Below are 13,798 nucleotides of genomic sequence, written 5' to 3'. Positions count from 1 at the left end.
AAAAAGTCACCTCGTTTCTGGTACGGACAGGGAAAAATCGCTGTCCACTTCGTTGCCCCACGCATCCCAGCCGGGGATTTTCTGTCTGGCAAACAGTTCTGCGCGGGGCAGGTCGCCCGCAAGCTCTATGATTTTCTCGCGGGTAATGTCTGGTTTCTTGCTGTGTTCCTCCACCGGGGAAATGATAAACTGATGGACGCTTTTGGAGTAACGCTTGGGATGGCCCCGCTTGGCAAGCAGGCAGATTTCCGCGTTTCCTCTCGTCCAGTAGCCCAGCCCGTAAAACCATGTGGGGCTTTTGCGGTTCAATTTCAGCCAGATAAAGGCCACGGTCTTAAAGGTGAAGCCCCACGCCTTAATCAGACGCAGCGCCTCCGGGAGTTGGGGGAAAGTCGCCCACAAAAACAAGAGGCAGTCTTTTTCCGCCAGCGTTTCCACCGGCAGGGCGCACAGCTCGTCAATGCTCATGGTGGGATAGTGCTTTTCTGCTGCACCCTGTACTGCTTTCTGTTCATATCGCCACGGCGGGTCGGCGTAAAGGATGTTGTAGGTTTTCTTTTGTGTTTCTTCGATAGTTGGTATTCCTCCTGTCTGTCAATGTGCGGTAAATACGGCTTTCGATATGCTGCCGGTCTTGAACAGACAGAAGCAAAGCAAAACGGTATAGCCCATACAGCCCCAGATTGCACCGGATATGTCGTCAGCGGTTCCGATCTGCTGGATCAGCACCGCATAAATCCCGACAACCACCATGATTAAAAAGGCTTGGAAGCCCAGCGCAAGCAGGGATTTCAAGTAGTTCTGGCCCATGCCGCGCCACTCTGCATTGCCCAGCGTGGCAAGGGGGATCGGCCCCAATGCGGTCACGGCGTAAATTTCAATCATTCTTCCATAGGTCACAAGGAAAATGCAGATGGAAAGAATGTTCATCGTCAGCCCCACAACAAGGGTCTGGAACCACAGGCCCAGCAGCGGCCCGATGTCCATTGCTTCAAGGCGGCTTTCCAGATCAGGGAGCAGCGTGTCAAAATCAATGCTGGTATCTCCGATAATCACCCCGGCGCTCTGGTTGACGACCTGCTGGGTGGCGTCAAATACGCCCATGACGATATTCCATGTGTTTGTCACAATGAGGATGGCAAAGGCGCTTTTGAAAATCCAGCGGAAGAACATGGAGCTGTCGAAGTCGTGCATATTGTTCTTTTCCACAATCATGTCGATCAGCTCATAGCACATCACAAGGGCGAGAATGGCCGCCGCAATGGGGACGATCACCGTTTCAGACAGGTTTTGCAGCATGGAGAAAATGCCGCCGTTCCAGTCCTGCGGGGTACTGCCCACATCCGACGCGATTTCCCCGACTTTGGTATTGACTGTGTTAAACAGGCCGGACAGGTTGCCCATGATACCGTCAATCAGGATTCCTTTGATCCATTCCCCGATTAAATCACCGATCATGTGAGGACACCTCCTTTCCCGCGCCCTCCCAGATCAGAGAGGGCGCGGAGGGTTTTCTAACACACATGGGGGTTATCCCAGCAGCCCGGACAGCAGCGGAACAAGGGTCATACCGATCAGGGCAACGCCACCTCCGGCGACAAGCTGTTTTATCCCCAATTAGGTGTAAAACTCTGCTCGATGGCGGGCGGCGGCGTACAAAAAATCTATATGGTGTTTTTAAGAGAACCGTCCCGGCGGGGCAGGTCAGGCAGTGACCTGTTCCACCTCCGGGATGGGTTTGAGATTAAAATGAATTTCGATAGAAATGTGTCTTGTTTTATCTTCGTCAATGCGCTCATGCACGACGATTTCTTTGATTAAGCGGTTAAGGGTGGCTGCGTCCAGCTCTGTGAGGTTGGCGTATTCCTGAATGGCTTCCACCCATTGTTTTGCGTCATTGGCAAGCTGGACTTCATCGGACAGCCGCTTTCTGCCTTCGGACACTCTGGTTTTAAGCTCCGTCTGCTCGGTCTGTGTCTTTTCCAGCATGGTGTTGAAGTTCTGCTCACTGATACGCCCTGCAATCATATCCTCATAAAGCCGCATGACCATTTTGTCCAGAACCTCAATCCGTTCCTCGTCCCTTGTAAGGGAGCGTTCCATTGCTTCCCGCTGTTCCCGCTGCTCGGCTTCACAGGTATTGGTCAGGCGGTCGGCAACCGCTTCCCCGTCCATCAGGGCAGCTCTGGCACATTCCCGTATTTTCCGCAGCACATGGCTGTAAAGGGTGTCATAATCAATCCGGTGCTGGGTGCAGTGGTTCTTTCCAAAGGCATTGTAGGTCTTGCAGGAGTATATCCGCTGGGGATGTTTTGCGTTTGTGTAGCGTACCGTCAGCGACTTCCCACACTCGCCGCATTTTAGCAGTCCGGCAAACAGGCTGATTTCATTGGTCTGCCCCGGACGCTGGCGGGATTTCAGCTTGTTCTGCACAATGTCAAAACTCATGCGGTCAATCAGCGGTTCATGCTGTCCCTCCACCACAATCCAGTCCTCCGGCTTCTTTTCCCCAATCGTGCCGATTTTGAAGCGGTAGTCTTTTTTCTGGGAAGCAATCGCCCCGGTGTAGACGGGATTCATCAAAAGGTCTTTGATAACGGAGAAGTCCCACATATACCGCCCGTTTTCCGGGTCTTTCTTTTCCCATTTGGTACGGGTATTGCGAAGCCCCCGTTCCCGGTTCCACCATGTGGGGCAGGGGATTTTTTCTTCCTCCAGCCGTCTGCGGATATAGTTCGGACCATGACCGTTCATGGCATATCCGAAAATCAGCCGCACAATCGGGGCGGTTTCCTCGTCAATGAGCAGATGGTTTTTGTCCTCCGGGTCTTTCCGATACCCAAACGGGGCAAGACACCCGGTAAACTGTCCTTTCTGCGCTTTCAGAAGATAAGAGGAATGGACTTTCTTGGAAATATCCTTGCTGTACATCTCGTTCAGGATATTTTTGAACGGGGCGATGTCGTTGTTATCCCGCAGGGTGTCGATACCATCATTCATGGCGATATAGCGGACACCGTTTCTTGGGAAAAAGTCCTCAATCAAATGCCCGGTTTGCAGATAGTTCCGCCCCAGTCGGCTGAGGTCTTTCGTGATAACAAGGTTGATTTGCCTGCGCTCAATGGCTCTCAACATCCTCTGTAAATCAGGACGCTCCATGTTAAGACCTGTGAAGCCATCGTCCTGATAGACTGCCACAACCTCCCATCCCTGCTTTTCGCAGTATTTTTCCAGCATATCACGCTGGTTTGCGATACTGGCACTTTCGCCTTGCAGGTCATCGTCCTTTGACAGCCTGCAATAGACCGCTGCACGATAGCCCCCGGCAAGTGCCTTTCCGATTGTTCTATATTCCATTTCGTTCATCATAGCCATTTACCCACACAATCCAGACGGTATCTGGCTCTTTTGAACCTCATCTTCATTATAGCTCATATCTTTCTTTTTAGCAAGATATTCTTTCACATTTGTTTTTACGTATTTCTGGGAAATCAGGCTGACGAACACATCGGTTGCGTCCAGCTCCCCGTCAAACACTGTTGTAACATGAATCTCTGTTTTGTTTTTTGCCATAGGCAGTTATCCTCCATACATGAAAATAGCCAGACAGAGGGTGTCGGCAACGAAGTCCGGCAACGGGCTTCAAAAGACCTTGCAAACAATCTCAATCTGGCGGTGGTTACTATTTATACTTTTCTTTTATTTTTCTGTTGTTTTGGTTGTCATAGGGGAGAAAATCCCGGAAATAAGGGATTTTCCCCGGCAACCGGCTCGGCAACGGGATAGCAATAGGGGGTGCAACGGGCTGTCATTTTCAGAATGGAAGCTCCATCTGTTCTGTGACCTCCACAAAACCGTCCATCGTTTTTTCAGACGGGTTGCCGGAATCCGTTGCCGGGTTTTCACGCTCCCAGCCCTTTTGTCTGCCATATTCGGAAAACATTCTTGGGTTCGGGAAGTACCGCCAGCCAGTAATGCACTGGTTCATAATCTCGTTGATTTCCCGGATTTCCCATTGCTTCGGCTCGTCAAAGGTGTGGTTCAAGGCTTCCTTGTAAAGCTGCTTGGAGCAGACCATGCTCCCGGTGTACTTATCAAGATACGCCTGTATCATTCCGGCTTTGGTGTCCTCCGGCATAAAATCCCGCTGGTGTTCTTTGAGATACCGCTGCATGGCGGGGCTGAAAGCCAGCTTGAACCTGCCGCTTCGGTAAATCTCCATCGCTTCCGCCCACATCTGCCCGATATAGGCTCTGGAAGCAGCTTCGTCCTCCAAAATGTGAACCTCGGCTTGCTCCGGGTACACCATGACGGGGATAAAGCGGCGGTTGCCGGAACGGTCAAGGGGAAGAAAATCAAGGGCATTGGAAGTGCCGCCAAACACGCATTGTCTGGGGCGGTCTGCCGGATGGGTTTCATAGGGTATCTTGTAAACCTCTTTCTGCCGACTTAAAAATGACTTGATTTCCTCAATGCTCTTGGCGTTGGCGGTTGCCATCATTTCCGACATTTCGATAATCCAGTGACCTTGCAGCTTGCGGTAAACATTGTCATCGTCCAGCTTCCGCAAATCATCGGAGAACCACTCGTCCCGGACTGCCAGCAGACGGAAGAAGGTGGACTTGCCAGCCCCCTGACCGCCGACCAGACAGAGCATGATTTCAAACTTGCACCCCGGCTGAAAGGCTCGTGAGACTGCACCCAGCAGGAACAGCTTCAACGCTTCATAGGTGTAATCGTCTGCGTCAGCCCCCAGAAAGTGCCGCAGGCAGAAGCGGATTCGCTCTGTACCGTCCCACACAAGTGTATTGAGGTAGTCCCGGATGGGGTGGTACTTGTTTTCATTCGCCACAATCCCGATGGCGTTATCAATCTTTTTCTCATTGGTAAGCCCGTAGGTTTCTTCCAGATAAAGAAGCAGATACTTCATATCCGTATCATTCAGAGCGGTGCTGTCCCTGTGGAAACCGATGGGTTTTATGATGTCCTTGCGGTCGGTCAGGATGTTGTATGCGATAGCCCCGGAAAGCAGCGGGTCACGCTGGAATACGGTCAGGCAGTTCCGTATGCTCTGACGGACACCGCCTTTCTCGGTGGTTTCCAGCCCCGCCTTGATTTCCTCAACGCTCTGAGGCGGCTGCATGGCGTTCATGGTATTTTTTAGTTCTTGCTGCGTCTGCGGCTGCAAGCTCTGCCATTCGCTGTTCAAGCTGTATCACATCCTTTCCATAGTCCGTAATCAAAGCCGCTTTTTCCTCCGTCTCCCCGAACAGCAGCACATCCAGCAGATATTCCACATGGGCTTGCTTTTGTAAGGCTTCCGCAAACCGGGGATGAAAGGCTTCCTCCGGGGAGTGCGGGGCGTAGTCCTTTCTCCATGCCCGGAGCAGGTGGAGATAATCAGAAAGAATACGGAAGCAGCGGTTCTTTGCTTCCTGAAACTGTTCCTCCGGGGATTTCTGCCGGGGCTTGGGCTTTTTCGCCTTTCCCGGCGGTTTCCAGTCCTCATAGGAAAGCCCGAAGTCCTGTGCCAGTTGTACGGCGGCTTCTTTCTTTCCCAGCCCATACAGGGCGGCGGCAAAATCAATCACATCCCCATCCGCACCGCAGCCGAAGCAGTGGTAACGCCTATCCAGCTTCATGCTTGGGTTTTTATCGTTATGGAACGGGCAGCAAGCCATTCCGTTCCGACCTACATGGATTCCATAATGCTCCGCAGCCTGTCTGGTTGTGACGGACTGCTTCACAGCTTCAAATACATTCAAATCTATCCCTCCTTAAAAAGAAAAAAGCACCTGACATTCTCTGCTTGAAAATGGCAAGTGCCTGTTAAAGTTCCATATCATGTTGTCTGTGTTTCGTCTGCGCCGGGGCGGTTCTTTGGACTTTTTTCTCGTCCGCCTTATCCTGCAAGGCTTCTTTGATGGGCTGCTTCCTGGGCGGCTCTTTGCTTTCCTCTGTGCCGGGTGTGGCTTTCCGTACCCAGTAGCGGATGTCCCGCAGCTTCTTCAAATCCTCCTGTACCTCGGTCAGCGGTACTTTCAGCTCTGCGATTTCGCTAAGAAGCGTTTCATGCTCCTGTTGTAACTCATTTTTCGTTTTATCCTTATCGTCCGGGTGCTTGGCAAGATAGGCGGCGGCTTTCGCATACCGGGCAACCTCCGGGTGTTCCTGTTTGAATTTCTCCTTTGTTTTCTTGAAAAATATCTTCTGGTACTTCTCATAGACAGGCTTACATTCCTTGCAGTCTGTCCGGCTGGAAAGAATCCCGTCAATCACTTTGCTGCGGGCTTCCTTTGGCTTCATCTGACTGCGGTAATCTGCGGCTGATTTCCCGGAAGATTCCAGAAATGCTTCTAAGTCCTCCACAGTGGAAAGCCCCTTTTGCCGGAGATAAGACAGGGCTTCGCTGACTGCCTTTAAGTCCTGTGAAGTCCCCCGGTTCTGTCCAGCCCTTGTCCAGTCCTTCCGTTCTTCCTTTCGTATCTCCATATATTTCATCAGCAGATTGGGAAGAAGTGTCGCTTCCTCCGCCGCTTTTTGTGCAAGCAGCTCTTTCCGTTTTTCTCCCAGCTCGGTAATCCAGCCTTTGAGATTTTGGATAAGCTGCCGGATGGACTTCATCAGGCGGTTGGCGGCTCTGATTTCCCGGTTCAGGTTTCCGATATTCGTCTGGATACCACGCTTTTCCATCTGCCGGACAGCAGCACCCTCATGGACAGTGGGAATTATATCAAGCCCCTGTCTGGCATAGGAACGCAAGTCCACACGCTCCGGGCGGTCATTGGCTTCCAGATAGCGGTTCTGGATGACCTCCCATTCATGCCGCCAGATTTCACAATACTTCTGGTCGTTCCAGTCAACCGTATCCTCCTTGTGGCTTTTCCATCTGCCGGATGGCAGCTTTATCCGTTCCCCATTCTCGTCAAGGTCATAAACCTTATGACTCTTGGGAAGCCATTTCCCATGTTCGTCCATTGCCCGCATGGTCAGCAGGACATGGGCGTGGGGATTATGTCCCGGCGGATGAGGGTCATGGATGGCAAAATCAGCAATCATGCCTTTGGAAACAAACTGCTTCTGGCAAAACTCCCGGACAAGGACAGCGTACTGGTCGGGCGGTATCTCTCTGGGGATGGTAAGCACCCACCGCCTTGCAAGCTGGGAGTTCCATTGCTTCTCCACCGCTTCGGCGGCGTTCCATAAGGTATTGCGGTCTGCATATTCCTGTGGGGCATTAGGTGGGAGCAGGATTTCATTGTGGACGATGCCACGCTTTTCCGGGTAGTGCTTCACTTGCTGGTCGTATTCACAGAACAGCTTTTCGCCGCTTTGGTAAGCAGCGGCGGCAACCGCAGACTGTCGCTGGCTGCGCTGTACAATCGTGATTTCGTTGTGTGGACAGGGCATTTCGTGTCCCTCCTTTCTATGCTTGGTGGATGGGGTGGCGTTTTACCACCTCATTTTGAGCAGAAAAAAAGCAGGAGACCTTTTTTCAGATTTCCTGCTCGGTGTGCCGCTGTGTGGGCGGCGGGTATTTAGTTGTAAAAGTTCGGGGCAAGTTGACCTGATGAGTGGATGATAAATAGAAAATTTGCAAAGACTATTGACATTTTTCCAAAATATTTTTCAGCTGAGCAGTCAACACATCTTCTTGACCGAGAAGCTCATCTTTTTCATATACAATGGTATTCCACAGATTGCTGAGTTCTGCGGAAATTTCAGGGCTATCACAAAATTCGTGTGCCACCCAAATATTGCTGGCTATCATTTCTGGTGCGCCATCAATGGATAGACCTTTATCTTCGATTGTGTCAATCGCACGAGAAATATATTTATCAAATTGTGCTGCTCGACTTTCTGTATGTGACTTGTCGCTCACATAGTGTCCAATAAAAAAGGAAATTGCAAATCCAGCGATGATGAACACGATAGTCAATGCTGTACCTATTCTTTTCATACTTCCAACTCCTTTGTCAAATTCAGGAACTATTTTTATTGCTTCCTATCCAGTAACATCCTGCTCCGATTACCGCTGATAAAAATTCAATTCCTTTCAAATACATATCGTAGTTTGTATATCCGATAATTGGACCAGATAAAACATAAATTATAACAAACACAATAACTGTAACTATTGCTCTCTTAGCAGTGTCCTTCACTTTTATTCCCTCCATAACTTCGACATTGTTGCTATGAAATTTTCTTTTCATCATTTCTTGGTGGTCGGACATGATATAACATTTCTTTTTCACAAGCACCAAATTTTGAGAAATTGGATTTCGCTTCTTTTAGTGTTATTCCATGATTAGAGTCGCTTGGTTCGTTATCAGAAGCAATGAACGGGTCATTCTCCCAAAAACAAACGGGACAGATATATCCACAATCTTCATTTGCCGGAACATTATAAGTAAAATATCCACAACATGGACATCGGTATTTTCCCATTTTGTATTTTAGCCTCCATTAAAATTCTACTTTTCTATTCCTGCATCATCTCTTTGTTCAAAAACGATCCACTTTTCATTCATAAATATTTCTATGGTATCATCTGAACCATATTGATATTCAAACCCTGTTCCAAAGTTAGATTGATCATTTTGGGTTGGTATTTCAGAACCATCAACAGTTGAAATAATCTTACCGTCCATTACTCCACACCGACCATCTAATGTACTTTCTTTTCCAGTGTCATAATAAAGCTTATTATTTACCATGACCATAGGAATTATATCCCATTGAAGTCCAGTGGAATTTTGTTCAGATATGTTATTTTCAACTTGAAAAAACTCCTGCTTTGTTCCAATAATATCTTCATAACTGCTTTGAATTACAGTGACTTCCAGACAATCCCCCTTATTTTCAATTTCTGCTTTTATATCATTTCCCCTGTCATCTTTACCGCTAAATTCAAGAATCCCAGTCTCAGAATTATAAATTCCAACTGCGTTTTCAACATAAAGTAAATGTGTAATGCCATATTCGAGGATATTATATGTTCCGTCATCTTCCTTTTTAATTCTTAGAATTTCATCATATTCATTACTGTAATAGCCTTCTTCCGGCATTAAAAAATTTGTAGTATCATTATCGGGCAAAAGCCTATTAGCATAATTATTAAGAGCTTCACAAGGTTCATATTTGCATTTATAACCAATACCATCAATGATGATAAATGGATTGAATTCGGTAATTTTCACTTGGGAACCGTCTGCCAACGATAGAGTGAAAACAGCCCCTTGTCCGGCATATTCTGTATATGAGTTGTCCTTATTATAAATAACTACTTCTTTGAGATATGATACTAATTCCTCTGTTTCTACTATTTGAACTGTTGTATCAGGAGGCGATAACCGAACATTCGCCGAAGTAATGTCTGTTGCTTCTAAATCTTTGAATGGTCTATGACCAGAAAACAAAAAAATGCTACTAATGCCTATGCCAATCAGACATATCAGCGCAATTAACAGAACCTTTTTATGCTTCATTTGTTTTCCTCCTTTGCCTCCAATTTTACTTTTTTCTTTTCAAGTAGAAGAATATTGCTGCTACCAACAATATAACACCTATCACAATAAACATGCTAACCGAAGAACTATTTAACTTTGTTGCAACAAAAACCGATGTAGGACCATCTACACCTCCAATTACAGAAATCGCATTGTTATTTATCTTCAATGCAGCACCTATAATAACAAATATCAATCCAACAATACCTGCAACAATTACTAATATTTTTTTCATTGGTTAATCTCCTTTACTTATTTTTTCTTTTTTTAATAATCCCTAAAATAAAGATAATTAGTGCCGGAAGTACAAAATATAGAGCATTTACCAAAATCCAAATATCAAAAGGAGCTGAAGTTAATGTGCTTGAATATTTCCCATAGTCAAAAATCGTCTTTATAATGAAGCATACAATTAAAACCAAACTTATAACATTGCACCATTTTGAAATCCTATTATCCATGTATTTTCATCTCCTCGTTATAAATTATCCTACCCACTGCGACTTTAAATCTATGCTTCTTATTGCCAAACTGCGATAGAAAAAGAAGTGTCAGGGTATTGTCTCATTGTTTGGTCAAAAAACAAGATGTCTTTATCAGAATATATCTCAATATACATCTCGGTTCCGTAGTGACAACTCCAAATATCGCATAATTCGTTTTTTACATTGATGGTAAAATATTTTGTCATTTTATTATAAATTTCCTTATCAGCAGGATTTTCTTCCATCAACTCTAATAATAACTCATCTACAAAAGCGCCTTTGATAGATATTTCGTTGCCATCCGCTATTGCTTTGCCATACCGTTTTACTTGTAAAATTTCTTCCGTTTCCTCTTTCCAACATCGTATCTCAAAATTATCCCCCACTTTGATGAAATGATGAATAATTGTTTTCCACCATTCCGACGACACAGTGTTGTCTACCATTTGTATGTTAAATTTCATTATAACAAATCACCGTCCTCTTTCCCCAAATCTGTTACTGGCTACTGACTTCATTATACTGTATTGCCTATTGAAAAGATAGCGTATTTTATGAAACTTGTCGGCTGGGAACAGCTTGCAACGCAAGATGTCCCCAGATGGCAAGTCCACAAAAGGGTAGCTGGCGGCAGCCAGCGCAGGGGAAGCGTAGCGTCCCCTGTTTGATTTGGAGCAGACCATGACTGCGGAAAATCATAGCCCTCCGGCGAGGAGCCTTCGGAGAACGCAATGCACCAACCTCTGGGTGGTGTATAATTGCGCCCTTAGTAAACTAAGGGGTTTCCGGCTTCTCCCGTTCCAGCAGTTTTTTCAACAGTTCCTGCGTGTCCTGCCTGTGAAAAATGAGTTTCAACAACAGCATGACATCATCATCTGTCAGGTGTTCCGGCTCTTGCAGAAAACTTTCCAGCATACCGCCACGGGTACAGAGCCGGTGCGTCCGTTCCTTTCGGGTAAGCTGCTTTAACTGGTACTGCAATGCCTTTTCATCATTGATGGCTTTCCGCAGTTTCTTTTCGCTTTTCTCCAGCTCCCGGTTGAGCTTTTCCAGCTTTGAGGTATCAGGCAAGGGCAGCGTCCTCCTTTCCCGGTATCAGCACATAAATCCTGTTTGGTTCTCCAACGCCCTGACGCACCCGCATGATAAGTCCGGCAGTTTCCAGTTCATTCAAAGAACGCTTGACCGTCATGGGGCTGCGGGACAGGACTGCGGCAATGGCTGTGACAGGGAAGCAGACAAACAGGATTCCGTTCTCGTCCTCCTGTCCTTTGGATAGCATAGCGTCCAGCATCCGGCAGTACATGACCTTTGCGGTGCTGCTAACTGGAAATCCTGTCAACGCTCTGGGAAATGGCATACATGGCGGCAATGGTGTGTCTATCGTCATAAATTCAAAATTCATTCGGTGTGTTCCTCCTTATTCTTTGCTCGTTTGGATAAATAACGGGGGCAGTCAATCACAACCGCCCGGAAGCTCTGCTTGCACCCATGCTGGCATTTCCGGCATAATTCGTTGTAAGTGACACGCCCCCGGTCATTGAGGTAAAAAGAAAGCTCATGCTTCCTCTTTTTGCTCATTCTCGGCATATTGTGTTTCCTCCCGTTTTAGTGTATGGTTTCGGGGCGATTTTCGGCAAAATTACGGTCATAGAGCCGCCTAAAATCTCCCGAAGTATCAGCGATAGGGTAGACTATCCCCCTATCAGATTGTCGTGTTTCGGTATCATTTCGGTGTCAGTTCGCCAGTTCTCCCCGGTGTCGTTCCTCCCCTGAATCTCACAGCGGCGTATCGCTCCCTTTGGTATGCTCGTTTCGGTCAGGGTTCCTCCATATCCCTGCCAAAAGTCATGGCACTACATCGCCGGGGAAGCATATCCCACACAGGCTGGTCATTCGATTGGAATAATCCATCGATGAACTACCTGTATCATAGAACATTTTTGTGCCTCGTGCGGTATGTCCACAAAGTAGGAATTCGGGGTAAAAATCAGAAATTTCCACGATTGCGGAATTGATATGGTATAATCAATTCAACGGTTATAAATGTCGTTAGAAAGGGGGAACTGCTTCAATGAACGGAGCTACTACAATACAGGAACGGCTAAAAGATTTACGATTAAACAAAGGATTAAAACTGGAAGAACTGGCAGAGCAAACGGGTATTTCAAAATCGGCTCTTGGCAGTTATGAAAAAGATGACTATAAGGAAATCAATCATGGCAACCTTATCCTGCTGGCAGATTTTTATGGGGTGTCCCTCGATTATCTCTTTTGCCGGACAGAGAACATGGTGGAGATCAACACGCCATTAAGGGAACTGCATTTGAGTGATGAAATGGTGGCACTTCTGAAAAGCGGAAGGATTAACAACCGTCTGCTGTGCGAACTTGCCACCCATAAGGACTTTATCAAGTTTCTTGCGGATATTGAGATTTATGTGGACGGGATTGCTACCATGCAAATCCAAAACCTCAATGCCCTTGTTGATACCGTCCGGCATGAAATCATTGAACGGTATCGCCCTGGCGAAGACGACCCCCATTTGAAAGTGCTGCAAGCCGCCCATATCAGTGATGATGAATATTTCAGCCACATGGTTCTGGATGACCTCAACCTCATTATCCGGGATATTCGGGAAGCTCACAAAAAAGACAGCGAAAGTGCTCCCCAGACCACCGTTGCCGATGAACTGAAAGAAAATCTGGAAGCGGTCCAAAATTTCAAAGGCAGCCGGGATGAAAAGCTGGTTATCCTTTACTGCAAGCAGCTTGGTATCAACTATAAAAATCTGTCAGACGAAGAATTTCGCTGGCTGATTCGGATTCTCAAAAAATCAAAGAAAACGGGAACGCCTATCAGCCAGAGGAAAAAACGGTAAAGAAAAACCGCTGTTGCATGGTTTGTTGGCTTCCATGTAGCAGCGGTTTGTTCTGTGGTTATTCAGTTAAATTTTCAGAATGACAGTCGAGTAGACTAAGACCTGTATATAACTTATCTAATATCTCTTCTATACTTGCGTTCGGACCTGACATAATAGCTTCCACTACATTTCTATTAGGCACACTATCCATTATCTTTTGAATCCACTCTGAAACTTCTTCATCACTTCCCATACCATAACTTATTTTTTCAACCAATTCTTTTACTTCTTCTCTACTTAATTTATCCATATCCTTTCTCCTTAATTTTATCATTTAATGGCAGTCAGTCCCCATATATTCATACATATTAAAATTATAATACATCACTCTGTACACCCACTATTTCTATTCGTTCATTAACAAGCCGAATACCAATTCCCATTTCCAAATCCCACTTTGTTTTAAATAAAACATTAATTATTCTCTTATCTTTTGATCTTGGTATCATAATTGATTGTGGTTTCACAAATCCCACAAGCTGACTAGGCTCATCTACTATTGGCGCATATAAATCTGCTTCTTCACCATACATTTCCCTATACTCTGCACAAACAGTTTGATAATATTCAAATACTTTTTCTTCTATCTCGCTCATTAATATCATTTTTTTATTGATAAACGATATATATGCTTCCTTTTGTATATTAGTAGGAGCCTCGTCTTTTTCTCCTTGTATAAACAAAGTAATTTCAAACTCTTTTCCATAAAGAAAATAGTTGTCCTTTTTTTGCCACATTATCTCGAATTGAATCTGACCAAAAATATCATCATTTAGCATTTAAAATTTCTCCATTAATCCATATTCTGCACATCCACCAAAATGCCTAAAAATCGGTCTATTTATATCTGATGGAATTAACTGTATCATCAATTTCAATAT

The 13,798-nt window shown here is 46.0% G+C and carries 19 protein-coding genes and 1 pseudogene; 1 reads left to right on the top strand and 19 read right to left on the bottom strand.

The annotated features are described in order from the left end of the window. Positions 1–6: 6 nt before the first annotated feature. The 17 genes and pseudogenes from C7U56_RS01035 to C7U56_RS00940 form a co-directional block, all read right to left on the bottom strand. Entirely contained in the window at positions 7–543 is a 537-nt protein-coding gene (locus C7U56_RS01035) for an MT-A70 family methyltransferase (RefSeq protein WP_097777317.1), read from the bottom strand. A 51-nt stretch (positions 544–594) separates the two neighbouring features. After that, complete coding sequence (locus tag C7U56_RS01030; RefSeq protein ID WP_005946756.1) at positions 595–1,458, bottom strand: VirB6/TrbL-like conjugal transfer protein, CD1112 family; 864 nt, start codon at positions 1,456–1,458, stop codon at positions 595–597. A gap of 72 nt (positions 1,459–1,530) precedes the next feature. After that, a pseudogene (locus C7U56_RS01025) lies at positions 1,531–1,614 on the bottom strand (Maff2 family mobile element protein); the annotation flags it as partial. 90 nt (positions 1,615–1,704) lie between these two features. Then, the gene (locus tag C7U56_RS01020; RefSeq protein WP_106999805.1) at positions 1,705–3,375 is read right to left on the bottom strand and encodes a recombinase family protein; all 1,671 of its coding nucleotides are present in this window, start codon (positions 3,373–3,375) and stop codon (positions 1,705–1,707) included. After that, positions 3,376–3,573 carry a hypothetical protein gene (locus C7U56_RS01015; protein WP_106999804.1) on the bottom strand — a complete coding sequence of 66 codons (198 nt, stop codon included), beginning with the start codon at positions 3,571–3,573 and terminating at the stop codon, positions 3,376–3,378. It abuts the gene before it with no gap. A 241-nt stretch (positions 3,574–3,814) separates the two neighbouring features. Continuing rightward, complete coding sequence (locus tag C7U56_RS01005) at positions 3,815–5,152, bottom strand: virulence-associated E family protein (RefSeq protein WP_106999803.1); 1,338 nt, start codon at positions 5,150–5,152, stop codon at positions 3,815–3,817. Then, complete coding sequence (locus tag C7U56_RS01000) at positions 5,121–5,765, bottom strand: CHC2 zinc finger domain-containing protein (protein WP_106999802.1); 645 nt, start codon at positions 5,763–5,765, stop codon at positions 5,121–5,123. Before C7U56_RS01000 ends, C7U56_RS01005 begins: the two co-directional genes overlap by 32 nt. A 64-nt stretch (positions 5,766–5,829) precedes the next feature. Then, a complete protein-coding gene (mobQ, locus tag C7U56_RS00995; protein ID WP_106999801.1) occupies positions 5,830–7,410 on the bottom strand; it encodes a MobQ family relaxase in 1,581 nt (526 codons plus the stop codon). A gap of 193 nt (positions 7,411–7,603) precedes the next feature. Further along, positions 7,604–7,960, bottom strand: coding sequence for a hypothetical protein (locus C7U56_RS00990; RefSeq protein ID WP_106999800.1), 357 nt, complete (start codon positions 7,958–7,960; stop codon positions 7,604–7,606). Positions 7,961–7,982: 22 nt separating this feature from the next. Next, complete coding sequence (locus tag C7U56_RS00985) at positions 7,983–8,162, bottom strand: hypothetical protein (RefSeq protein ID WP_233430140.1); 180 nt, start codon at positions 8,160–8,162, stop codon at positions 7,983–7,985. 31 nt (positions 8,163–8,193) lie between these two features. After that, positions 8,194–8,448, bottom strand: coding sequence for a CPCC family cysteine-rich protein (locus C7U56_RS00980; RefSeq protein ID WP_106999799.1), 255 nt, complete (start codon positions 8,446–8,448; stop codon positions 8,194–8,196). A 26-nt stretch (positions 8,449–8,474) separates the two neighbouring features. Beyond that, entirely contained in the window at positions 8,475–9,488 is a 1,014-nt protein-coding gene (locus tag C7U56_RS15805; RefSeq protein ID WP_233430139.1) for a hypothetical protein, read from the bottom strand. Positions 9,489–9,513: 25 nt separating this feature from the next. Beyond that, positions 9,514–9,744: an LPXTG cell wall anchor domain-containing protein gene (locus C7U56_RS00965; RefSeq protein WP_106999798.1), complete on the bottom strand. Its 231-nt coding sequence runs from the start codon at positions 9,742–9,744 to the stop codon at positions 9,514–9,516. Between the two features lie 285 nt (positions 9,745–10,029). Next, positions 10,030–10,458 (bottom strand): hypothetical protein, encoded by a 429-nt coding sequence (locus C7U56_RS00955; protein ID WP_106999796.1) that lies wholly within the window; start codon positions 10,456–10,458, stop codon positions 10,030–10,032. A gap of 310 nt (positions 10,459–10,768) precedes the next feature. Then, complete coding sequence (locus tag C7U56_RS00950; RefSeq protein WP_106999795.1) at positions 10,769–11,065, bottom strand: DUF3847 domain-containing protein; 297 nt, start codon at positions 11,063–11,065, stop codon at positions 10,769–10,771. Further along, entirely contained in the window at positions 11,058–11,399 is a 342-nt protein-coding gene (locus C7U56_RS00945) for a DeoR family transcriptional regulator (protein ID WP_003020305.1), read from the bottom strand. Before C7U56_RS00945 ends, C7U56_RS00950 begins: the two co-directional genes overlap by 8 nt. Further along, entirely contained in the window at positions 11,396–11,584 is a 189-nt protein-coding gene (locus C7U56_RS00940) for a hypothetical protein (RefSeq protein WP_106999794.1), read from the bottom strand. Before C7U56_RS00940 ends, C7U56_RS00945 begins: the two co-directional genes overlap by 4 nt. Before the next feature lie 484 nt (positions 11,585–12,068). Here C7U56_RS00940 and C7U56_RS00935 point away from each other — a divergent pair, with 484 nt between their 5' ends. After that, on the top strand, positions 12,069–12,875 hold the full coding sequence (locus C7U56_RS00935) for a helix-turn-helix domain-containing protein (RefSeq protein WP_106999793.1): 807 nt from the start codon (positions 12,069–12,071) through the stop codon (positions 12,873–12,875). A gap of 58 nt (positions 12,876–12,933) precedes the next feature. On the opposite strand, the gene C7U56_RS00930 is transcribed toward C7U56_RS00935, so the two are convergent. Both C7U56_RS00930 and C7U56_RS00925 read right to left on the bottom strand, forming a co-directional pair. Continuing rightward, positions 12,934–13,167 (bottom strand): hypothetical protein, encoded by a 234-nt coding sequence (locus C7U56_RS00930; RefSeq protein WP_106999792.1) that lies wholly within the window; start codon positions 13,165–13,167, stop codon positions 12,934–12,936. Positions 13,168–13,231: 64 nt separating this feature from the next. Further along, positions 13,232–13,696 (bottom strand): DUF6985 domain-containing protein, encoded by a 465-nt coding sequence (locus C7U56_RS00925; protein WP_106999791.1) that lies wholly within the window; start codon positions 13,694–13,696, stop codon positions 13,232–13,234. Positions 13,697–13,798: the final 102 nt, after the last annotated feature.

Source organism: Clostridium fessum, assembly GCF_003024715.1.
Taxonomy (GTDB): Bacteria; Bacillota; Clostridia; order Lachnospirales; family Lachnospiraceae; genus Otoolea; species Otoolea fessa.
Note: the sequence above shows the minus strand (reverse complement) of the source record. Positions and strands in the feature narration are given on the sequence as shown.